At 57.6% G+C, this 22,840-nt stretch carries 14 protein-coding genes; 8 read left to right on the plus strand and 6 right to left on the minus strand.

Features of this window, described 5'->3' with window-relative positions:
* The first annotated feature begins 17 nt into the window (after positions 1-17).
* The 7 genes from AC1RTQ_RS02685 to AC1RTQ_RS02715 all read left to right on the plus strand — a co-directional run bounded on the left by AC1RTQ_RS02685 (position 18) and on the right by AC1RTQ_RS02715 (position 8,187).
* Entirely contained in the window at positions 18-440 is a 423-nt protein-coding gene (locus AC1RTQ_RS02685; protein ID WP_492874114.1) for a type IV pilus modification PilV family protein, read from the plus strand.
* On the plus strand, positions 415-1,044 hold the full coding sequence (locus AC1RTQ_RS02690; RefSeq protein WP_492874115.1) for a PulJ/GspJ family protein: 630 nt from the start codon (positions 415-417) through the stop codon (positions 1,042-1,044). The genes AC1RTQ_RS02685 and AC1RTQ_RS02690 overlap by 26 nt, the downstream gene beginning before the upstream one ends.
* On the plus strand, positions 1,044-2,081 hold the full coding sequence (locus AC1RTQ_RS02695; RefSeq protein WP_492874116.1) for a type II secretion system minor pseudopilin: 1,038 nt from the start codon (positions 1,044-1,046) through the stop codon (positions 2,079-2,081). Before AC1RTQ_RS02690 ends, AC1RTQ_RS02695 begins: the two co-directional genes overlap by 1 nt.
* Positions 2,050-3,165, plus strand: a complete 1,116-nt coding sequence (locus tag AC1RTQ_RS02700) for a hypothetical protein (protein ID WP_492874117.1) — start codon at positions 2,050-2,052, stop codon at positions 3,163-3,165. The genes AC1RTQ_RS02695 and AC1RTQ_RS02700 overlap by 32 nt, the downstream gene beginning before the upstream one ends.
* On the plus strand, positions 3,162-3,782 hold the full coding sequence (locus AC1RTQ_RS02705) for a hypothetical protein (protein ID WP_492874118.1): 621 nt from the start codon (positions 3,162-3,164) through the stop codon (positions 3,780-3,782). The genes AC1RTQ_RS02700 and AC1RTQ_RS02705 overlap by 4 nt, the downstream gene beginning before the upstream one ends.
* 1,045 nt (positions 3,783-4,827) lie before the next feature.
* On the plus strand, positions 4,828-7,026 hold the full coding sequence (locus tag AC1RTQ_RS02710; RefSeq protein WP_492874119.1) for a secretin GspD/PilQ domain-containing protein: 2,199 nt from the start codon (positions 4,828-4,830) through the stop codon (positions 7,024-7,026).
* 75 nt (positions 7,027-7,101) lie between these two features.
* Positions 7,102-8,187, plus strand: coding sequence for an acyltransferase family protein (locus tag AC1RTQ_RS02715; protein ID WP_492874120.1), 1,086 nt, complete (start codon positions 7,102-7,104; stop codon positions 8,185-8,187).
* A 583-nt stretch (positions 8,188-8,770) separates the two neighbouring features.
* Here AC1RTQ_RS02715 and AC1RTQ_RS02720 read toward each other — a convergent pair.
* From AC1RTQ_RS02720 to glyQ, 6 genes are all read right to left on the minus strand, one after another.
* Complete coding sequence (locus AC1RTQ_RS02720) at positions 8,771-10,663, minus strand: hypothetical protein (RefSeq protein ID WP_492874121.1); 1,893 nt, start codon at positions 10,661-10,663, stop codon at positions 8,771-8,773.
* 1,020 nt (positions 10,664-11,683) lie between these two features.
* Positions 11,684-15,829, minus strand: coding sequence for a class I SAM-dependent methyltransferase (locus AC1RTQ_RS02725; protein ID WP_492874122.1), 4,146 nt, complete (start codon positions 15,827-15,829; stop codon positions 11,684-11,686).
* Positions 15,826-17,268 (minus strand): ABC transporter ATP-binding protein, encoded by a 1,443-nt coding sequence (locus AC1RTQ_RS02730; protein WP_492874123.1) that lies wholly within the window; start codon positions 17,266-17,268, stop codon positions 15,826-15,828. Before AC1RTQ_RS02730 ends, AC1RTQ_RS02725 begins: the two co-directional genes overlap by 4 nt.
* Positions 17,258-18,088 carry an ABC transporter permease gene (locus AC1RTQ_RS02735; RefSeq protein WP_492874124.1) on the minus strand — a complete coding sequence of 277 codons (831 nt, stop codon included), beginning with the start codon at positions 18,086-18,088 and terminating at the stop codon, positions 17,258-17,260. The genes AC1RTQ_RS02730 and AC1RTQ_RS02735 overlap by 11 nt, the downstream gene beginning before the upstream one ends.
* Positions 18,089-18,159: 71 nt before the next feature.
* Positions 18,160-20,274, minus strand: coding sequence for a glycine--tRNA ligase subunit beta (glyS, locus tag AC1RTQ_RS02740; RefSeq protein WP_492874125.1), 2,115 nt, complete (start codon positions 20,272-20,274; stop codon positions 18,160-18,162).
* A gap of 97 nt (positions 20,275-20,371) precedes the next feature.
* Positions 20,372-21,310 (minus strand): glycine--tRNA ligase subunit alpha, encoded by a 939-nt coding sequence (glyQ, locus tag AC1RTQ_RS02745; RefSeq protein ID WP_003068041.1) that lies wholly within the window; start codon positions 21,308-21,310, stop codon positions 20,372-20,374.
* A gap of 391 nt (positions 21,311-21,701) precedes the next feature.
* On the opposite strand from glyQ, the gene AC1RTQ_RS02750 reads away from it, so the two are divergent.
* On the plus strand, positions 21,702-22,814 hold the full coding sequence (locus tag AC1RTQ_RS02750; protein ID WP_492874126.1) for an SPFH domain-containing protein: 1,113 nt from the start codon (positions 21,702-21,704) through the stop codon (positions 22,812-22,814).
* Positions 22,815-22,840: the final 26 nt, after the last annotated feature.

Consider the following 22,840-nt stretch of genomic DNA (forward strand, 5'->3'; position numbering starts at 1 on the left):
CTCATGCGCTGATTTATATGAATGCACAAAAAGGCATCAGCCTCCTTGAAGTACTTGCTGCACTGGTTATTTTGAGCATCGGAGCCACGGTAGCTTTTACTTGGCTAGGGCAGAGCGCGTCCACCATGCATCGCCTTAAGCAAGAGGAAAAATTACTACTCATTAAATTTGAGGCCATTGAATATATTCGCTCGATTAATCCAATGGATAATGCTCAAGGCAGAACAAAAATAAATGATTACGATCTTCAATGGAGCAGCACACCCTCGCAGCCCATACAGCGCAGTCTCAACAGTCGCGGAGGCCAGGGGAATTATGAAATCGGCTTATTCAAGACAGAAGTGAAAATCTCAAAAAGCAACGAAGTAGCACTCAATTTCACCATTAATTCTTCGGGTTATAAAAAAATATCCAATGCAAACTCTGGAATCTCCTGGTAAATCAGCTCCTCATAAAAATGAGGCTGGTTTAACTCTAATCGAGCTTCTTGTCACTATTGTAATTCTCAGCTTCGTCATCGTGCTTATTTCTGGATCTCTTACCCAGATCTCAAGAATCATAGAAACCGCATCTACCCAAAACAATGGGTTTCTAGATCGTTGGAATCAAGTTCGGGCCATGCATGATATTATTGCAAATATGGTGATAGATCCTCAGCAGGAAATTCCTTTTTCAGCTTCTGAAAAATCAATTACCTTATCCACCACCGCACCTCCCGATGCGCCGCGAGGAATTCCAAAAGTCATCCATATAAACCTCAAACAAGATCAAAAAAGCACAGCCTTATCATTTCAGAATCAAAGCAAAAAAGAAGAAAAATTAATCACAGTTTTCCCTGGTCAGATTCAGTTCAAGTTCATTGATCATCAAGGAAAAGAATATTCCAACTGGCCGCCAAAAGGCACAGCTCAATATCGAGAAATACCTTCCTCTATCATATTAATTGATACGCGTGGATCAGCAGAAATTCTGAAATTCATTGCCTATGAGGGCTATCTCACACCTCCGCAGAAAAACATGAGCGATTTTTTTCCAGGGACGTAATGAAAGAAATTCCATCTCCTTCATCAAATAGCGGCTTTGCACTCGCTGGCGTACTCTGGATACTCGCGGGCCTGTCTTTGGCTGTTGCCCTGCTTGCCGATATCACTCAAACCTCCGCTGAGCGTGTGTCATTGCTGCGCAAGCGATCCGAATTCATCCTCAGCGCTCTGAGCGCCAAGGCTCAATCGCAATACTGGCTCTCCACCGCTCAAGCCGGACTGGCAGAATTCAGCAATGGCGGCTCAAGCGTACAGGTCGACAGCACCCTGTATCAGCCCGACAAGTACAGTCTGATACGCCTGCAAGACGCAGGTGGACTGGTCAATCTGGCCAGTATCGACCGCAATTTGCTGGATCGTTTTTTACAGCTATGCGGTGTCTCCTCGGAGCAAACCCCTTATTTGATGGATGCACTGGAAGACTATGTGGATAGCGACAACCTTCAACGGCTGCACGGGGCTGAGCAGGAGACTTATGCCACAGCAGGGTTGCCGCCGCCACGCAATAGTCCTTTGCTGACAAGTGCCGAAGTATGGGCCGTATATGGCTGGGGAAAATACCGTCATGCCTTTGAGGAAAGCGGCTGCGCCAACGAAATGACCATCCACGGCGAAACAACCATGGTTGGCACCAGCCTCAACCTGGCAACCGCTCCAGCACGCGTATTGAAAGCTACAGGCCTCAATGCCGAACAGGTGCAGGACATCATCAGTGCCAGAGGAGACCCCGAGCGACTGGCCGAACGCACAGCCAACAACAACCAACTCGCGGGACGCAACGATGGCGCTTTTGGAGCCCTCTCTGGCAAACATGCCCAGCGCAGCTTGCACATAACCCACCAAGCCACCCAGGGTCCTTGGCTGCTGCGCTACACATTGGTGCTTGACTCATCAGACAAAGACAGTCCTTGGCATACAACTCAGAGCGAAATACTGTCAGCCCCCCCTTTTGGTACACTCCAAGCCCTGCCGTGGCCCCCTGCGGCCCCAGTGACGATTCCGAGCAATGCACCCACCGATTCTTTTTTTTCGCCTTGACGAGTCCGAAAAAGTGCCGCCAAAGCGCTCTCACTGGCTAGAGCGTCTGCGCACTGCACGGGTCATACTGCCACGCGAATTGTGCATATATCAACGCATTCCATGCAAAGGGGTGCCGCGTCTGCGAATGAGGGCATTCGCTCAGATTCAAACGCAATCGCTATCGCCTTTTGCCAGCACCGGTTCGTTCGCACTGCACCAGGCCGAATGGCTCCACCTATGGTTGTGGAACAAAGATCTGGAAGAGCAGATGGCCCGGCACTTCGCACCCGGTCAGCGCTTCAGTATCTGGCCCTCAAGCCTTCTGGGCAGCCCACGGGATTCCGAGGTCAGCCTATTACAGACTCCTCAAGTACCCGGTATAGAGCTGCAACTCTGGCAGCAGCGCATGCTGGCAGACAGTCTTTGGCTTCCCTCATTTCCATCGCAGGATGAATGGGCGGCTCTGTATGCCCAAACCCCTGAACTACAAAGCAACGGCTGGCCCGAGCAGCTTCCGACCCAGCCTCCCTCATCCCCTGCCAACACCGCCGTCTGGGGCAGGAATCTCACACCCAGACCAGAAAGCAAGCTTCAGGTACGCTGGCCGAGCCTGATCAACCTTGGCTTGTCGCTGACGACTGTTGCAATGTTGGGTTGGGCTGGATGGATTTATGGGCAAAAGAATTCGGCTCAGTACATCATTGACACCGGCCTGCAAACTCAGGCGGCAGAAGCTGTAGCAATGGAGCCGCTGCTACAGGCTCGGCAGCGTGCGCAGCACAATCTGGACTGGTTGCACCAAGCCAGCAAGCTCTCACCTCAGCCGACCATGAATAGCTTGCTCCTGGAACTGGCAGATACCTGGCCGCGCCAAGGTATGGCGCTGCGTGAACTGGAGATTCTTCCTCCCACCATTCAAGCGACCTTGACTCCCAGCAACAGCACGGGAAGCTCCGTCAAGTTGACTGCCATGCTCGAACTTATCGAAAACAGCTCCTATTTCCATGATGCCCGCTTTGTGGATGTCGCCGGAAATGGAGCTTTCAAATTCACATGGCGCATCAAGGGTGTCGCCTCTACACCAGGCCAGAACGCAGAATGACCCACAACCTTCGCTGGCTGGTATGGCTGGCGGCCCTGATCATCCTGGCCAACCAGGCCATGGAATGGGAAGGCGAACTCAAGCAACTGCAGCCAGAAATGAAACGCCTGACAGAGCTGCGCTCGCGTGAGCGCAGCTCCATCACAAGTGTCAACTGGTCCCAGCAAGAGCAGCAGGCCTTAGAAGCTCAGCTGCAATGGCTCGAGCGCCTCCCTTCCATCACTCAGACTGGCACTTTTCGAGCCCAAGCCATGGAGTCCCTGGGAGACCTATGCGAACGCCTCAAAGCAGGCTGCCGCGTCTCTGCCCAGGGCGAGACCGTCTCTCCATCTGGACAGGATGCCCAGTTCCCTGGCCTCATCTACGCCAATGTACGCGTCAGCGTCCCCCTGCAATATCCTCATCTGGACACACTTCTGGGCCAAATTGAGCAGGGCCCTATTTTGCGCAAAATAGAAAAGCTCGCTGTCCGCAGCGGAACCATTGAACTACAGGTTCGAACCTATGGTTTGAACAGTTCCAACTGGCAAACCACTTACGACGCGGCGCAACGCGACCTCCGCCGCCTGACACAGACTGCTGCCGTGCCTTCCAATCCAAAGGAATCAAGCCAATGAAGCAGGCGCAACAAAGGATAGGCTTCCTGGTTCTAACTGGCTTGTTGTGTGCAGCCCTCGGATACTGGGCTGGCACCACGACCCAACATGCCATCACACAATCATCAGATACCGCATCAGTGCCAGAATCGGCAACTGAAGTTGTGCAACTGCCTCCTGGTTCCTTGCCGCCCACGGTAGTGGCCCTTCCAGAGAAGGATAGCGATAGCCCGCCCGGTCCGCTGCTGACGTTGTGGGAAAGCACCGCCAATACGCCCTGGTCAGTTCGAGCCACTCCGTTGACTCCCGTGGATTGGCATGTCACAGGCGTCGTGCGGCGGGGCAAACAGACACAAATCATCGTGCAGTTCGATAACGACCCTGCTCCTCACATGTTGAAAATTGGAGACAGTCTGCCAGGTGGCGGTGTACTAGTCTGGGTCAAGTCAGACGCCATTGGAATTCTTACACCGGATCGGCAGCGACTGCGTCTTCCGCTGTTCGAGCGTGACAGTGCCACACAATCCCCCTCGAACTCTCCAACATCAACGCGAAAGTAGGCCTTGGCAAACATTAGCTTCTGTGCACCCAATGCATTGCACGCCTCATCGCCTCCTCAGGGCATGAATTTTGGAGGATGCCTTGCCCTTCAACAGCTTTGGCCTTGCCCTAATTTAGTCATTCAATCATGTTGTTATCTTCTGTCTACCGTCTAACCGCCATCGCCACCGCCTGCGTGGTGCTGGTCGGCTGCATAGCCCCTCCCACCGCCCCTCGCCCCCCGGCATTTGCACGCAGCCAAGATAGCGCAGGAACACCGCAAGCGCCCACGGATACAAACCAGCTCAACCGACAAACGACAATTCGGCCAGGCCCTCGGCCCGCAGATCCCATTACCGGAAACCTGCGTCCCGCCACTCCTCCCCTGCAAGCCAGCGAAGAGGGAGGCAACCTGACCGTCACCCTGGAGCAAATGCCTCTGGGCGCATTCATACAGGCTGTGTACGGAGGCATTCTCCAAGTCAACTACACCATTGATGCCTCAGTCAATGCACGGCCTGACCTCGTGACATTCCGAACTCCCAAGCCTATCAGTGCGGCCCGGCTGATGGACGTCACCAGCCAGCTACTCAAAAGCTATGGCGTGGCGGTGCAGGACTTTGGCGGACTCATCCGAATCACCCCAAGCACTTCGATCGCCAGCACGCTCCCATTGATACGCAGAGGACGTGCCCAACCGACAGTCCCGCTGCCATTGCGCCCCATCTTCCATTACGTGGAAACGGAAGCGGTACAAGCCAACACCTTCATCGGCACACTCAAGACCATGCTGGGCGATTCGGTCAAGGTGGAACCCACTCAGCTTGGCGGCCTGCTTGTGAGCGGCCAGCCCGATGACGTACAAGTTGCGCTGGAGCTGATACAGGTTTTTGACCAGCCTACTCTGCGCAGTCAAAACAATATGCGAGTCGTCCCCCGGTTCTGGGGAGCGGAAGAGTTTGCTAAGCGTCTGGCCGAAGTACTTAAGGCAGAAGGGTACGCCGTTGGCCTGCAAGCTGGCGGCAGCGAGCCCATTTCTCTGGTGGCCTTGCCTCCCATCAACAGCGTGCTCATCTTTGCAACTAGCAAAGGCACTCTCGATCACGTCATTGACTGGGTCAAAGAGCTTGACCAGCTGAGCGCTGTGCAAGCCGGTAGCGCTTTCTTTACCTACCCTGTGCGTAATACCGATGCCCAGGAACTCGCCAAATCCCTCAACGATTTGATCAGCAGCAGCGCAGCCGCACCGACTCAGCAAAGTTCGGGCAGCAGCACCACCACCCAGGCCCCAGTCGGTCGCAGACGCGGCGTTGTTGTCAACAACGCCACAAACTCCCTCATCTTCCAGGGCGGCAGCCAGGAAGACTATCGTCAATGGCTGGCACTCCTGGCCGAGCTGGACAAGCCCGTCAAATCGGCAATGCTCGACGTTCTGGTTGCTGAAGTAGCCCTGAAGGACGACAACGACCTCGGCTTCTCCTGGAAACTGGACCAACTCGGCTCAGGCGCCAGCGCCGTCAAGCTCAGCGGAACTACCTACGGCCTCAATGCCGATGGCAACGGCCTCAAGATCAACGCCCTGCTGGGTGGCAATCCACTGCGCCAACTGGCCATCAATGCCTTGGCCAGCTCCAGTGATTCCCGGGTTATCTCGAACCCGAAAATCATCACCCGCAATGGGGAGGCTGCCAACATCAACGTCGGCCAGGAAGTCCCGACCGTTACCAGCCAGGCCGTCACCAACGGCGGCGGCATCATTGGAGGCAACACCACCGTGGTGCCGCAAACCGTCCAGTACCGCAATACCGGCGTATTGCTGCGCGTCCGCCCAGTCATACACTCCGGCGACCGTATTGACATCGAGGTCAGCCAGGAAGTCAGCAGCGCCGAATCCACCGTCACGGGCGTCACATCCTCTCCCACCATACGCAAGCGCTCCGTCGAAACCAAGCTGAGCCTACGCGATGGAGCCACCGTCATGCTCGGCGGACTGATCTCGGAAACCCATACGACGAGCGACAGCGGTATTCCGCTGCTGAAAGACATCCCCTACCTTGGCACCTTGTTCAAGAGCGCCAAGAAGTCACGTGACCGTACCGAACTGGTCATGCTCATCACCCCCTATATCCTCAACGATAGCGCCGAAGCCGAAGCTGCCACCGATGCCTATCAGAATACGCTTGGAGACTGGGCCAAGAGCGTGCGCGACCGCGTTCGCCTTTCCCGCCAGGCTCGCCTTGATGCCCAACCACCTGCTGCCGAACAAGCCCCTGCCGCGTCATCAGGCCCATTGACGCCGACGCCTCCAGCTCCAGCTCCAGCTCCAGCTCCAGCTCCAGCTCCAGCTCCAGCTCCAGCTCCAGCTCCAGCTCCAGCTCCAGCTCAGCCAGCACCTGCAAGCGCTCCTCCAACCGGAGCCGAGACCCCCAACAGTCCCAGCACTACGCAGCCACAGGGCCGCATGCTCAACCTCAGCAACCGCAGCGCGGCTCCTGTAGGCAGCCAGATCACTCCGGCAATACCCACCACACTACCGCCTCCACAGACCAGCAGCCGGCCGGCCCCCACAACAGCGACCCCGGCTACCGCGCCAATCAATACAGCGCCTGCCCCTACCGGCAAGCCCGCACCCAGCAGCATTGGCGGAATCAATACCCCCAAAGGAGCGACCGTGGTCGATGATCCTGAACTGCTCAGGGACATCATGAAGTCCTTCAATCACTGACCTGAGAACAACCAAGGCCGCTTCCGGCAGAAGCGGCCTTGTTGTGCTTAGCTATTCTTTTGTAGCGTACAAGGCATGCATTCCACCAGCGGACAGCATTACCCAGGGCTGGATCATCTGCGCGCCCTAGCCGCCTGCATGGTATTTGCCTGGCACTTCATGCACGGCACGAGTGGCTACCCTCTGCCTTTTCAGAGCGCCCCGCTGCCACTGCTGGCGCTCTGGGATGAAGGTCACACAGGCGTTGCCCTCTTCATGACGCTCAGCGGATACCTCTTTGCCCGCCTCACCGACGGTCGTTCCATTCACTACGGCTGGTTTCTTTACAATCGCCTGCTGCGCCTGCTGCCCTTGCTGGCATGCACCCTGCTTGGCTACGCCGTCTGGCACGCCAGCCAAAGCCCGTCTCCCGAGGCCTATCTACGTCAGTTCTCCCATGAACTTGCCTTAGGCCTGGTCTACCCTTTATGGCCCAACGGCGCCTGGTCCATTGCGGTTGAACTGCAGTTCTACGTTCTCCTACCGCTGCTTCTGGCCTTGCTGCACCGCAGCTCCCTATGGCTTCTGGGCTGCCTGGCTCTGGCATTGGCATTGCGCGTGTACTGGCACGCCGAGTACGGAGAAGTGCAACGCATGGCCTATCTCACTTTGCTGGGCCGCATCGACCAATTTCTGCTGGGCATCCTGGCCTGGCATTGGCGCAAGCACTATGTCCAGCGCACGCATGCAGTCTGGCTTGGCCTGCTGGGCTTCATGCTGCTGTATGCATGGTTTGACCAGCGCGGCGGCTTCTATGGCATGCCCAGCTACCCATCACCATCGCCCATATGGATATGGCTACCAACCGCGGAAGGAGTGGCCTACGCCCTTCTCATCGGCTGGTATGACCACCACGCCGCCACGCACCCACTCCCGGCCACAGCAAGCCGTTTTCTGTCCTGGGTCGGAAGCCTCTCCTACTCGATGTATCTGCTGCACTTCTTTGTAGTTTTTGCCATTGCCGATGCTCTGCAGCGCCAATCACAGGCTCTGCAGCATTTTTACCTGGCCTTGCCAGCGGCCCTCCTCTGTTTTATCGCCTTGCTGCCCCTGTGCTGGCTCAGCTACCGCTGCATCGAGCGTCCCTTTCTGCGCTACCGCAAAGCGTATGTTCTTGGGTAGCTAACGGGAAATAAGCGCATTGTCCTGAGACAACTACGGCCGAGCGTGTCCTGCGCTTGCCGGGAAGCTTTTGATCTTGCTCCCGTAATTCCGGCCACGACCTGATCCAGCCAATCATCTTGCGCGCTGCCGCCCAAGATGATTTCCGCAAGCCCGGGAAATTGAGACTCTCAGGGAACCACCGGCCCCTGGCTTCGGCGCCCGCATGCGCTTGTAGAACAGACTTCGCCATTTGCTTGAGATTGCAGCAGGCCGCCATCAACGTCATCCTCACATCCGCTCTTTGCCTACCCGATGGAGCGGAATGAACTGGCCTCCAGAATGGCTCAGCGAACACATGCCAGAGCCTGGCTGCGATGCGCTGGTGCCCTGGTTGCAGCACCCTCGTCTTTTTCGCGCTTGCTTCAAGGTCGGCATGGCCTGGCACCCCATGCACCCGGCATTAATTTCGCAGGGCATTCCTTTTTCAAGGTGGAAGATACCACTTTGGATCAAATGCTTTTTCACATAAAAAAAATGGCCCCGAAGGGCCATTTTTTGAATGGATGCAATTTGCCTGGTTCAGGCAAATTGAGCAACCATATTAACGGCCGAGGCCGTTGATCGCGTCTTGCGAGATAGGCTGACCGTCGATTGCGGTAGAGGGAGTACGGTTGTTGTTCTGGTTCTCGAAGTCCACGCCTTGGGCATTGGAAGTGTCGAGCACCGTACCGTTGGGATACAGGATGAAGCTTTGCACGCGCAGGGTCGAACCGGTGTTCGACACGATACGCAGGCGGTCGCCGTTACCTGCACCACCCTTGTTGCCTTGCACAGCAGCGTTGGTGTCGCTGTCGTACTTGGTGCCGTTACCGAAGGGGTTGGTGGCAGAAGCTGCATTGGTCAGCAGGGCTTCGATTTGCTGGCTGGTCATGTTCGCGGCAGCGCGAGGAGCCAGGTCAGTCAGCTTGCCCCAGGGACCGTACTGGCCGTTGCCGTAGATGATCTGGCCGAACACGTCAGCGGCTTGCGACTCGCTGTTGTTGATCAGGCGCACGAAGGACTTGGGACCAGTTGTGCCGTAGGTGGCGTAGGTGGCGTAGTTACGCACGTCGATCTTGATGCCACCGCCAATACCGGCCAGCGAGCCAGAGCAGATGTTGTTCTGTTCGCTGAAGTCGGCTGCCGTTGCACCAAGAGCCTTGATGATGCTGGCCTTGGCGGCCACACCAGCGGTCTGGGGAATGGCTGTTGTGCCGTTGAAGGTAGCCCAAGCATAGGCGCCGTTGGCAACTGCAGCAGCAGCAGCAGCATTGCTGACCACGAGCTTGACTTCTGTCAGGTTCGGAGCAGCCAGTGTGACAGGCGTCACACCAGGAATTGCTGCACCTGCGCCATCAGCCAGCGTCACGATCGTGCCGGCAGGCCAGGCTGCAGGCAGCGTCAGCGTCACGTCGAAGCTCTGGAATTCCACAACACCCGCATTGGAAGTTGCAGTGCCAGGAGCAGCGATTTGCACGAAGTCAGCAGCGATGAAGGGGCTGGCAGCCACGAAGGGAGCCACGGAATCACCGTACACATTAGTGTAGTTGGTGTCCAGACCGTTGCCACGTTGCTTCAGGTTCACCTTGCCGATGTAGTGCAGCAGGTTGGCGGTAGCGCCAGTCAGAGGAGTCAGGGCCGTGCCAGGAACCACTTCAACGCCAGACCAGTTACCCACGCCGCCGGACAGCAGCAGGGTCTTGTTCACGGTGTTGGCATCGGTTTGCGACGAGCGAGGCGCTGCGGCAAATTCGAAAGCCAGGTTCTGCGTGAAGTTCAGCAGACGAGCCTGGTTGGTGGAACCGGAGCGCACGTGCTCGGAGTCAGGCGACACATTGGTTTGCAGCTGGGCCTGACCGTTGTGGTTCGTGAAGTGCTTGAACGTGATGTCCATGCTGGAGTCAGGAGACACGCAAGTAGCAGCGCCAGCCACGGTGAACAGACCGGTGATACCGGAGTTGGCCACGTGCAGGTCAGCAGTAGTGTTCTTCGCGTTCAGCGTGAAGATCGGAGCCTTCAGCAGGTTGGTGGCGCCCGCTGGAATGGTGATGTTGAGTGCCAGGGTCTTGCCATCGGCAGTCACAAAACCGTCAACGGTCGAACCGGCAGGCAGTGCAGTCTGAGCTGCGTTAGCAGCATCTTGATAGGCAACGGTAATGACCTGATCTGCTGCCAGAGTCACCAAGGCGTTTGCGGCGGGGAAGCGCGTACCCGCGCCGAAGGGCCACGAACCTTTTTCCAGGGTGTATTGCAGTTGCAGACGCTGCTCGTTGGTACGAGCATCGATGTCACCTGCAAAGTTGTAGCTCTTGGAGGGAGCCAACACCACTTGAGCGTCGCTCTTGATGACTTCAATAGCCAGCGTGGAGGAGGACGAGCCAATTTGGCCGGAATGGGCGGCGCCGGCAATAGCCATCAGACCAGCCACTGCAAAGGCTACTTTGCTCAGTTTCATGAAAAAACCTCTTCAAAAAGTTAGAACTAGTTCAGCTTTCGGGTCTTTGCTAGAGCACACCCCAGCCAGACAGAAAACCGGAAGGACATGGCAAGCCAAATTTCCAAACGGTTCTCCGATTATAGGTAGCATTTTTTCAACAAAGCGCACAATTTTTTGTACGACTTCACACAAAAACACTACGTGTTAGCTTTTTACGACATTTTTTTCAAGAACGAAACATTTGAACAAAAAATATCAAACCATTTGTGTTAAGCCAGACCCAAGCACAGGCGCGATGAATACATACCGAGAAAGAAGGCATGCGCTCGCGCCTTGAAAAAGACTCTGTGAACGGCATTCCAGCTTCACGACTGCCTGGCCGGTTACCGTAAGACGAATGGGTTCGATACTGGCCGCAAAAGCCCGACAACACCGCACACCCGGTTGAGATGAGCCACGATAAGCCATATGGGCGCCTGCAGGGTTCCCAACTCAAGCCCGGCCTTGTCAAACTTCGTCAAATGCAACAAGACGCTAACGCGGGATTCTGTTCGCAACACGCAACAGCCGGCCCTAGGGAAATCCCTAGGTCAGAACCTTGAACCGATACGGATTGCGCACCGCCCCCGGTTTCTTGGGCTTTGCAGAACGGGGGCAGCCTGAACCAACCCAAGGCTGAATGGCCTTTCCTTGAGTTGCAAGCACTCGCTATACATTGGTATGCCGGGCACATTCAACCGGCCGTCAGTTTGCCGCGCAACCGTCATCAAAGTGTCAACCGCCTGGCTGACAATGAAGCTTCGGCGAATAGGGGGCTCCATCTCTTCGCTATCGACGACTGCACTTGAATGCCGTGCTCGCCCCCCCCTGGGCAAGCCTCAACCGCGTTGGGATGTCATCGGGGTGAGTTCGAGGCACCGGGTGCAAGTAAGCCGCAGTGCAAAGAAATCGCCCGATTTCGCCCCATTCCTTCGGGCCGCTGCCTTTTCGGGCGCGGCGCCGAGGAAGTCGTGGACACGTTCCAAGAGACCAGCCGGTTCACTGTGCCTGGACTTGCTGCGTATAGAGATGCGCCATATGCTCCAGCTGAGCCTGGGCCTGGGCGATCATGTCGGTGTACTGCACATTGTTGAAGCCCCAGAGCGAGGACGCCACGTCTTCTTCATGCCCCACCAGGAAGGGCAAGGCCACCACCAACCGCAGGCCTTGGTGGCCTTGCATGTACTTGTCGATGGTGTTGCTGTGTGCATCGGTGTTGCTTGCATCCCACTGAGCCAGGGCTTTCAAGGCACCCTCCGCATAGATGTTGTGCACGGTACTGATCATGCGGTCGATCACCACGAGACGCTGCCCCTGGTACTCATGCACCGCCAGCACGCGGGTGTCTGGATGGACCTGGGCGATCAATCCGGAAAATATGTCCCACTGTCCCTCGTTGGCATGAAGCCATTGTTCGATGATGGCGCGCCGAGCCGCATAGTCGCCCCCTAACGACACATCGTCCTCGGAAACCTCCAGCCAGGGCCAGCCCGCCTGCAAGCACTTTCGGGCCAGATATTGGTAGCTCAGCGCACACCCCATCCACCCCGGGGTATAGCGTACGCCGTCAAACAAGTGGGCGTCCTGCCCCAGCGCTGCTGCCGTGGTTTGCATGAAGTGCTTGCGACGCTGCCACGTTTCGGGAAGCCCCAACACCATGCGCTGCCCTGGCAGAGTCAGGTGATCCGTCGCTTTTTGCCACTGTTCATGGCTCAGCAGCTTGAGCGCATACAGCGCCCGATACAGCATGAAGGCGAAATGCTGGCTGCCAGCCGCCTGAGCGCTCTGACAGGCCTGCATCACCGCTTGAGGAGCACTGCGGATCCGCTCCAGCTGGTCGGCCACCGCCTGGATCAAGGCCTGGGCATCACCCACCGGGGCGAAGGTCACCGCACCGCTCTCGACCAGAAGCTGGTGGTCCTGCATGTCGACACTGCTTTCCGAAACCACGGGCACGCCGAGCGATAGACATTCATAGATGCGCGTGGTCTCCAGCAATGCGCCTTCGTAATAGTGGATATTGACCACCAGCCGAGCGCTTTGCATGGCCTGGTGCAATTGCGGTCCAAAAAGGTTGCCCTCCACTCGCAGCTTGAAGCGCTGGCCAAGCGCCTGCAACATGGCCTGGCGCCGGGGCGCATTGACGTCGCCATAAAAAAGTACGTCGTACTGCGGCTCGGAAACAGGCTCTGCCACGGCATGCCCGTGCTGGCGCAGATATTGCGGATAGTCGGGCAAGCCCCCTACAGGCAGCAGGAATACATGGGGATAGGCCACCCCTTTGTCCGCCAGGAAAGGCAAGTTGGCCGATGCATAGTCCAGCACCGCCAAGGAGCTTTCCAGCATTCCGATGTATTCGGGAGTGAACCAGCGGGAACTGACGCCTTGCTCCATCTGGAAAACGATACGCTGGTGCCCCGGAGGAAGGTGCTGGAACATCTGTGGACAGATGACGATGTAGCAGTCCAGCACGAAGTCCTTGCTGCCTTGAGGCTGATCCACGATTTGAACCTGGAGCCCAGCCTGCGCCAGAGCGTTTTCCAGCAGATGGGCGATGAACATGGTGTGCGTCGTGGCCATGATGCCGATCTGCACCCCTTCGCCACTCAGCCGAGCCAGATGCGTATGGCGTTGCCGCTCATGACGAAGCTGGCGGGCGCGCTGCAGCAGCCCGCCGATGTCACCACGCATCACATAGCGCAAGGCGTTGCGCGCTCGCCGCAGCACCTGGGCGACCCCTAGACGGCGAGCGACGCCCCCCATGGCACGCAATCCGGACGTTACACGCCAGCTACGCGAACGGTAGAGCGCCTGCAGCTCCTGCCCCGCATGATTCAATTGCCTCTCGCGCTCCTGCAGTTGCCTGGCTCGCTCATGCAATTGCCGCCCGCTTTCCTCCAACTGCGCATCGCGCTCCCGGACTTGCCCGGAGAGAGCCCGTATGTCTCCGTCGAGCTTCTCGATCCACTGATGACGCTGGCCGCCCGCCTCCTGCTCGCGCGCCGCACGGTGCTCCGCATCCTGCAACTGGATATTGAGCATGAGCACGTCCGCACGCCGCTCCAGCCGGGCACCCAAGGATGCGAACAGCGCCTGGGCCTGCTGCTGCAGTTCGGTGTTGGTCGCATCGCACAGTTGCTGCAACTCGTCCGGCTGCCGGGAACCAACCAAGAGCACTCCCAAACCATTGCTATGCGTAAAGTGCAGGCTGGGATAACGCTGACTGAGCTCGGCCCACAAGCGGTGCACGCCAAAGTCATCGCGAAAGACGTTCGTGTCGTGGAACAACACCACGCCCCGATCGGAGAGCTTGGGCAGCCAAGTCTCGAAATCGTGGCGTACTGCTTCATAGGTGTGCAAGCCGTCAATGTGCAGCAGGTCGACGGATCCCTCCTCGAAGTACGGCAGTGCTTCGTCAAACGTCATGCGCAGCAGCGTAGAAAAACCCGTGTAATGCGGGTCATGCGCCCGCCGCAGGGCCTGGTAGATGCTTTCATCATAGGCACCCGCATGCGCATCCCCCTGCCATGTGTCCACCGCCCAAGTGCGCGTAGGCAGCCGGTTTTCGGCGATGGCCTGGCAAAACGCCAGGTAGGAGATGCCGGAATAGGTACCCAGTTCCACCAAGGTACGCGGCTGCTGAATGGCGAGCAACCAGCCGGCAAAGGCGATGTGCCCCGCCCATGGTGCTGGATGGGTCAGATGATGCGGCTCCAAGAGGGCCGAAGAATTCAACAAAGTGGAAAAAGAGCTTACAGAGGTCATGCGCGATGTCGCTTCAGAGCAGTAATTCAAGGTTGGGGGCGTGGTGGCAATCCAATTGCCTGTGGCTTCAGTTGCGCCGGCCACAGTGACATAGCCGAGGGCTCTGGAGCCATCCAGCACGGATTGCACCGCCTGCAATAAGGGAGAAGCAGCTACTTCCTCCAAGGGGCCTGGACCATGAGGTAACCAAGGGGCAAGCAGACGCAGCAGGTGGCTTGGCGCCTTCCAGGCCGGGTAATACTGGTACAGCCAGCGGCAGGTCTGCACCAGATCGTGGTATAGACGTTGCTGCAGGGCATGGCGCAGCAATTGCGCCACTGCCAAAGCCTGTGCCTGAGACACGCGGGGAATATCGCCCTCGTTCCAGACGGCATCAGGCATGGCCCAGCACGCCAGGTCAAAACCGATTCCCAAAGGAGGATGCTGTCTCGCCGAGGGCTGCGAGCCAAAGGCCAGAGCCCTCAGATAATGCAGACGCACGGGCTCTGGCAGGCTACCGAAATGCAAGATAGGCCTGCCTGGCCTGGGCAGCTCGTAGGCCTTGCCACGTAACGTTTGGTAGTGCTCGCACCAGCGATTCCAGTCGTCTATGGCTTGCTTGAGACTGGCATTGGTCGCCGTACCGCCATGAAACTGGTGGAATGTAGCCTCGCCACGCAGCAGCACGCCCTGGGCATCCTCTTGCTCAAGCGCTCTTTTGCACAGGTCAAGATTGGCAAGGCCACCTCCCGGCATATCAAACCCCAGGTCGTACCCGCCCAGATGCAGCCAGCGCTGGCGATGCATGAAAATGGCATTGAATTCAGCGACCGGCGCATACCATCCATCCATGGAGGATTCATCCATGCAAGCGATGGTATAGAGTTGGTAGCCATCGCTTTTCCAATCGATGCTGGCCAGCAGTTGATCCTCTCGCTGCTGGTCATAGCCGCGTACCATGGCTTGACGCTGAAAATCCGGCCCCAGGTACCAGCCCAGCGCGCCGACCACCGCCCCATCAATCCCCTTGCAGGCCTGCAAGGCCTGAGCCAGCAAGCCCGGACTGCACATGCGCGCGCCATCAATCATGACGCCTATGCAGTTTCCTCTGGCCTGTGCCAAGCCCTGATTGATGGCATCGACAGGCGAGTGACTCGCCTGATCAATACGCAGCAGTCGAAACTGTCCCGGCCAAGCCTGCCAGGAGGCCCACATGGCGCTATCCACGGGCTGATCCGAGCCGTTATCCACGACGATGACTTCATAGTCCTGAGGAGCAATGCCACGCTGGTATTGGGAACTCAAGGTATAGAGGGTACGCGGTAATTCCCGGGCCATGTTGTAGGCCACGACAATCAGTGAGAGTGCGGGAGCTGACACGTCCGCCGAAAGGCTACTCATACCGCCTCCTGAGCAGAGACATCGATATCTTGGGAAATTTCCATGGAAATTTCCTGCATTGGTATGCCGACAAGGCCTCCTGCAACGCTGCTGGTCTGAGACACAAAATGCAAAGCATCGTGTATCCAGTGGTGTTGCACAAAGGATTCCTGAGTACCCTGAGCAAAGGCCACGGTAATCGAATAGTCACCCACGTGCAGCCGCGGCATGTCAAAAACGAAGCGGGCCAGCAAATCATGCTCGGCGGGAACTGTCTGCGCCTGATCGCAATAACTCAGCCACGTATTATCGCCAAACAAATTTTGCCCCAAACGATCCTTGACGTAGAAACCGACAATAGGTGATTCAATGGCATCCTTCACATGCACACGAATCTGCAACACTACGGTCTCTCCACCCACAATGTAAGCCAGAGGTTTCCCCTGCAAATTGCAGAAGCTGACATCTTGAATGGTGGCCAATCCCGTGTGGTAAGACTTGGCTGCCGGATCAAAGTCAAAGACCTGGATATCGTTGCGTAAAGTCGAACGATCTATCAAATCAGAGCGAACATCTTTCACGATTGGAGCAACATTCTGATGGCGAGACTCCGAGCCATGCCTTGCGGGCAGGTCCTTGGAATCGGCAGGCTTGGGAGCATTGACCACCCGGGTATCAGCCTCATCCTGTACATGGCCAAAAAGCTCTTCCATGTATTGATCGCATGCAATGCGCGAGTCACCGCTGTAACGCAAACAGCCCCGGTCTATCCAAATAGCATCGCTGCACAAATTTTTTACAGCGCCAAGATCATGGCTGACAAATAGCACGGTACCTTTTTGCATGAATTCACGCAAAAAGCGCATGCATTTCTGCGTGAAAAAGGCATCCCCCACCGCCAAGGCCTCGTCAATTACCAGAATATCGGCATCAACGTGGGCTATCACAGCAAATGCCAAGCGCACCAACATTCCGCTGGAATAGGTCTTTACCGGTTGGTCAATAAAGGAACCAATATCTGCAAAAGCTTCTATCTCAGCGAATCTGGTGCGGGTGACCGTCTCATCTTGCCCTAAGACACTGGCATTGAAGTAAACATTCTCGCGCCCCGTAAACTCAGGATTGAATCCCGACCCCAATTCTAAAAGGGCTGCAACCCTGCCGTTTACTTCAATATCTCCCGCTGATGGATACAAAGTTCCACAAATAATCTGCAGCAAGGTGGATTTACCCGAACCATTGCGTCCGATGATGCCAACCGTTTGACCTTTATGCACCTCCAAGGAAATATCGTTCAAGGCTTGGAACTGCCGATAATACTGACGCTGCGGCATGCCTAGCCAGCGCTGTAGTCGCGGCAGCGTGAATTGCCGCAGACGTTGCCCCGGGGTATCGTATATCTCGTAATGTTTGGCTAGTCCGTGGACGCGGATGGCCACTTCTGCCTTTTCAGAGGACATCGGCAAATCCTTTGCGTGTTTTCTGGAACCATTTGAAGCCCATCCCTGCGACCAAGAATGCGACCAAGCTATATAGAGCTATCCCTGACCAATCAGGAAATTTCCCAAAAATCAAGACATTGCGTGTCTGCTCAATAATGAACGTCAAAGGATTGAGTTGCATCCATGGGCGTAATGCAGAAGGCAGAGCTTGCAAGGGAAAGAAAACGGGGGCGGTAAAGAGCAATACGCTGGTAATCAAACTGATACCCTGCCCCACATCCCTCACAAAAACGCCCAACGAAGCAAGCAACCAAGCCAACCCCAAAGTCAGCAACAATAAAGGCAAGGCAACCACCGGGAACAACAGCGCCGTCCACGGAATGGTATGGTTTAGCCAAAACTGCGCAACCAGCAATACGGCCAAGCTTACCAACGCATGAAAGCTGGCCGCCAACAGTTGAACAACAGGTAATACCTCCAACGGGAATACCACTTTTTTAACGTAGTTGACATTGGCCAAAACCAATTGCGGGGCACGATTAAGCACTTCGGCAAATAGTCCATGCACAATCAAGCCGGCAAACAAAATGGTGGCAAACTGACCGCGCCCCTCCTGCATATCTCCACCCCATCGGGCTTTAAATATCACGGAAAAAACGAAGGTGTAGATAACCAACATGAACAAAGGGGTCAACAAGGACCACAGCAAGCCCATGGCGGAACCACGGTAACGGCCAACCACCTCCCGGCGCGTCATACGTGCAATCAATTGCCTATTACGCCATAGGGTGGAAAACATGCCGTATAGAGAGGACGGATGATCTATATGTGGATTCATGGGTCACATAAAGCAAAAGCAGCAGGCGCACGCCCGCGTGCGCCTGACAAGCTAACAGTAAAAGGGAAAGCTTAAGACGCCAGTCGCGCCAGATCGGCCACCCGGTTCATGGCTTCATGCAATGTGGCCAGCAGACCCAAACGATTCGCTCTGAGCGCAGGATCCTCGGCGTTGACCATGACGTGTTCGAAGAAGGCATCAACCGGAGCGCGCAATCCTGCCAGGGTTTGCAGGCTGGCGGTGTAATCACCTGCTGCAAACTGTTGCTGAGCTTTGGGTGCCACCTGCTGCAGCACCGCATACAGGTCTTTTTCAGCCTGTTCCACCAGCAGCGCGTCGTTCACCTGCGGCTGAACGTCGATTTCGGCCTTCTTCAGGATATTGCCCACGCGCTTGTTGGCCGCGGCCAGAGCAGGAGCTTCGGGCAAGGCAGCAAAGGCGCGCACGGCTTCCAGGCGCTTTTGCACGTCGGACAGGCGCTGGGGCTGCAGGGACAGCACGGCCTCCACTTCCTGGGCGCTGTAGCCTTGTTCGCGGAACATATTGGCCAGGCGGTCGTAGATGAACTCGACCAGCTGAGGCGTGGCATCCTGGATCTTGTCGCCAAAGGCGGGCAAGGTGCTGACCAGCAGGGTTTCCAGATCCAACTCCAGATCCTTTTCGACCAGCATGCGGATCACGCCCAGCGCATGGCGGCGCAGGGCGAAGGGATCGCGGTCGCCCGTGGGCAGGTTGCCGATACCGAACATGCCGACCAGGGTTTCGAGCTTGTCGGCCAGGGCCACGATCACGCCCACATCGCCGCGCGGCAGTTCGTCGCCGGCAAAGCGGGGCTTGTAGTGGTCTTCGATGGCATCGGCCACGGCCACATCCAGGCCGTCGTTCTGGGCGTAGTAGCGACCCATGATGCCTTGCAGCTCGGGGAACTCACCCACCATGTCGGTGACCAGATCGGTCTTGGCCAGCATGGCGGCCTGATCGGCCAGACGACCCAGCTCGGAGTTGCCCAGCTGCTGGGCAATGCTCTTGGCGATGGCACGTACGCGGGCAATGCGCTCGCCCTGCGTGCCCAGCTTGTTGTGATAGACCACCTTGTCCAGCTGCTCGACGCGGCTGGCCAGGGTCTTTTTGCGGTCCTGGTCGAAGAAGAACTTGGCGTCGGCCAGACGGGGGCGCACCACCCGTTCGTTGCCGCCGACCACAGCCGAAGCGTCCTGGGGCTGGATGTTGCTGACGATCAGGAACTGATGGGTCAGCTTGCCATTGGCGTCCAGCAGCGGGAAGTACTTCTGATTGGCCTTCATGGTCAGAATCAGGCATTCCTGAGGCACGGCCAGGAATTCTTTCTCGAATTCGCAGACCAGCACATTGGGGCGCTCGACCAGGGCCGTCACCTCGTCCAGAAGGGCCGGGTCGTCGATGGGGCGCACGTCGCCACCAATGCGTTCGGCAGCCGCCTGCAACTGGCGGGCGATATCGGCACGGCGCTCGGTAAAGCCGGCGATCACGGAGCCCTCCTCACGCAGTTGCTCGGCATAGCTGTCGGCGTTCTGGATGACCACGGGGTCCACAGCGGCTTCAAAGCGGTGGCCATGCGTGGCGGCACCGGCCGTCAGGCCCAGGGCCTTCACGCCGATCAGCACCTGGGTGCCATGCAGCACAACCAGGCCGTGGGCCGGGCGCACAAAGTGCACGCTGGTCCAGCCGTCCTGCAACTGGTAGCGCATGACCTTGGGAATGGGCAGCTTGGCCAGTGCTTCGTCCAGCGCCTTTTGCACGCCATCGGTCAGCAGCACGCCCTTGGCAGTGGATTCGTAGAAAAGGGCTTCGGCCTTGCCTTCGCCCTGGCGCTTCAGAGCGGCCACGGCGGATTCGTCGGCCCCCAGGGCCGCCAGCTTTTTCAGCAGTGCCGCCGTGGGCTTGCCCTCGGCATCCAGCGCCACGGAGACAGGCATCAGCTTTTGCGAGACAGCCTTGTCTTCTGCCTGGGGCAGTACTTCAGTGATGTGCACGGCCAGACGGCGGGGCGAGGCGTAGGCGGTCAGGCGCGACTCGGTCGAGGCCAGCAGTCCCTGGGCCTTGAGCTGCTCGAAGATGACGGCGGCAAAAGCGTCACCCAGCTTTTGCAGCGCCTTGGGCGGCAGCTCTTCGACAAACAGTTCAACCAGTAGATTCGATGCGTTCATGATAATTTTGATAGCAGCCAGCGCTTGCTATATCAAGGCTGGCTGCTGATATTTTGGAATGTGGGACGGTGGTAGCGTGAAAGCGGCTCAGGCAGGTTCAAGCGGCCTTCTTCGCTGCCTGCTCCGCAGCCTTGGCCAGCTCGGCCAGCACCTCGTCGGCATGGGCCTTGGGTGCCATGGGGAAGCCCAGGCGCGCGCGGCTGTCCAGATAGCTCTTGCCCACGGCGCGGGCCAGGTTGCGGATGCGGCCGATATAGGCAGCGCGCTCGGTCACCGAGATGGCACCACGGGCGTCCAGCAGGTTGAAGGTATGGGCAGCCTTGAGCACCTGCTCATAGGCGGGCAGCGCCAGCTGGGCGTCGATCAGCTGATTGGCCGTGCCTTCGTGGGCCGCAAAGGCGCTGAACAGGAACTCGGCATTCGAATGCTCGAAGTTGTAAGTGGACTGCTCCACTTCGTTCTGGTGGAACACGTCGCCATAGGACAGGCCGTCGGTATAGACCAGGTCGTATACCGATTCCTTGCCCTGCAGATACATGGCCAGACGCTCCAGCCCGTAGGTGATCTCGCCGGTGGCGGGCTTGCAGTCGATGCCGGCGACCTGCTGGAAATACGTGAACTGGGTCACTTCCATGCCGTTGAGCCAGACTTCCCAGCCCAGACCCCAGGCGCCCAGCGTGGGGTTCTCCCAGTCGTCCTCGACAAAGCGGATGTCGTTCTTCTTCAGATCGAAGCCCAGGGCTTCGAGCGAGCCCAGATACAGCTCCAGGATGTTGTCGGGCGCAGGCTTCAGAACAACCTGGAACTGGTAGTAGTGCTGCAGGCGGTTGGGGTTCTCGCCATAGCGGCCGTCCTTGGGACGACGGCTGGGCTGCACGTAAGCGGCCTTCCATGGCTCGGGGCCGATGGCGCGCAGAAAGGTGGCGGTGTGCGAGGTACCGGCGCCGACTTCCATGTCATAGGGCTGGAGCAATGCACAGCCCTGTTCGGCCCAGTAGGACTGCAGTTTCAGAATGATTTGTTGGAAGGTCAGCATGACTTGTATACGTTCGCGCGTCTGCAATCACTGGCGATTGCGGGCGGCATCTTCATTAAGAGGTGTTCTGGGCGGTATCGACCGCATAAGCGCTAGATTCTAAGTCTGTGCCACTGATCACGGACGTAGTCTGTCTGCGCGGCCCCACAGCGGGCATTTTCACGAAGGGGCTCCAGCCGGTGATTTCAAAATGTGAGAAACAAAACGCTAGCACTTACCACTCATGAATAGGTAGATACAGCATCAATTGACCCTGAAACTATTGAATATCGAGCGCAGTGTGCTCACTTTTTAACAATTTCCGTGCAACTGCCATGCATCCCGGATGCCGGCTGCTGCGGTTTGCCTCCTAGAATGATTCCTTTCCCGTCATCCTCTTTCGGAGCACGTCATGGATTTCATGAAAATCATCACCAAGCAACTGATCGAAATCATCGAATGGACCGATGATTCGCGCGACACGCTGTCGTATCGCTGGCCTGATGAAGACAAGGAAATCAAGAACGGCGCCCAGCTCATCGTGCGTGAGTCGCAGCAGGTTCAGTTCGTCTCCGAAGGCCAGTTTGCAGACCTGTTCAACCCGGGCCGCCATCTGCTGACCACGCAGAACATCCCGGTTCTGTCCACACTGCGCGGCTGGAAGTACGGCTTCAACTCTCCCTTCAAGTGCGATGTCTACTACATCAACACGCGCTTGTTCACGGGCAACAAATGGGGCACCTCCAACCCCATCATGATGCGCGACAAGGACTTTGGCGTGATCCGTCTGCGCGCCTTCGGTACCTATGACTTCCGCATCACCAACGCCGCCCTGTTCCTCAAGGAGGTGGCGGGCACGGACCAGAACTTCCGCATCGACGAGTTTGCCGACACCATGCGCTCGCGCATTGTCAGCATCTTCTCCGAAGCCCTGGCCAAGGCCCAGGTGCCGGCACTCGATGTGGCCCAGCGCTACAGCGAGCTGGGCGACGCACTGCTGCAGCTCATCAACCCCGCCGTCAGCGAGAAATACGGCCTGGAGATCACCAGTTTCCTGCTGGAAAACGTTTCCGTGCCGCCCGAGGTGGAGCAGGCCATCGACAAGCGCTCCAGCATGGGCGCCATCGGCAACCTCAACGACTATGTGAAATACCAGATGGGCCAGGCCATGGCCAACGGCGGCGAAGGCGCTGCCGCAGCCACCATTCCGGCCACCATGGCCATGGGTTTTGGCATGGCCCAGGAAATGATGAAGGGCATGCAGGGCGGCGGCGGCGCTGCAGGCGGCCCGGGCGCTGCTGTGGCAGACCCCTTTTCGCCAGCAGCGGCCCAAGCCGCCCAGACGCCTACCGCCCCGGCCGCCGCCGGCCTGCAGGTCCTGACCCCCGCCCAGGCGGCCCAGGTGCTGGGCGTGGCCGAGGCAGATGTGCTGGCCGAAATCCAGGCCGGCAACCTCAAGGCCCGCCAGATCGGCAGCCAGTGGCGCATCGCCCAGGCTGCGCTGGACGAGTTCCTGCGCGGCTGATCCGCAACCGATGGCATCGGGTGCAC

The organism is Comamonas sp. GW821-FHT11H03, from assembly GCF_058807955.1.

Coding starts and splice junctions, on each gene's coding strand:
- AC1RTQ_RS02685 (WP_492874114.1), top strand. CDS start 18: ATGAATGCACAAAAAGGCATCAGCCTCCTTGAAGTACTTGCTGCACTG.
- AC1RTQ_RS02690 (WP_492874115.1), top strand. CDS start 415: ATGCAAACTCTGGAATCTCCTGGTAAATCAGCTCCTCATAAAAATGAG.
- AC1RTQ_RS02695 (WP_492874116.1), top strand. CDS start 1,044: ATGAAAGAAATTCCATCTCCTTCATCAAATAGCGGCTTTGCACTCGCT.
- AC1RTQ_RS02700 (WP_492874117.1), top strand. CDS start 2,050: ATGCACCCACCGATTCTTTTTTTTCGCCTTGACGAGTCCGAAAAAGTG.
- AC1RTQ_RS02705 (WP_492874118.1), top strand. CDS start 3,162: ATGACCCACAACCTTCGCTGGCTGGTATGGCTGGCGGCCCTGATCATC.
- AC1RTQ_RS02715 (WP_492874120.1), top strand. CDS start 7,102: ATGCATTCCACCAGCGGACAGCATTACCCAGGGCTGGATCATCTGCGC.
- AC1RTQ_RS02720 (WP_492874121.1), bottom strand. CDS start 10,663: ATGAAACTGAGCAAAGTAGCCTTTGCAGTGGCTGGTCTGATGGCTATT.
- AC1RTQ_RS02725 (WP_492874122.1), bottom strand. CDS start 15,829: ATGAGTAGCCTTTCGGCGGACGTGTCAGCTCCCGCACTCTCACTGATT.
- AC1RTQ_RS02730 (WP_492874123.1), bottom strand. CDS start 17,268: ATGTCCTCTGAAAAGGCAGAAGTGGCCATCCGCGTCCACGGACTAGCC.
- AC1RTQ_RS02735 (WP_492874124.1), bottom strand. CDS start 18,088: ATGAATCCACATATAGATCATCCGTCCTCTCTATACGGCATGTTTTCC.
- glyS (WP_492874125.1), bottom strand. CDS start 20,274: ATGAACGCATCGAATCTACTGGTTGAACTGTTTGTCGAAGAGCTGCCG.
- glyQ (WP_003068041.1), bottom strand. CDS start 21,310: ATGCTGACCTTCCAACAAATCATTCTGAAACTGCAGTCCTACTGGGCC.
- AC1RTQ_RS02750 (WP_492874126.1), top strand. CDS start 21,702: ATGGATTTCATGAAAATCATCACCAAGCAACTGATCGAAATCATCGAA.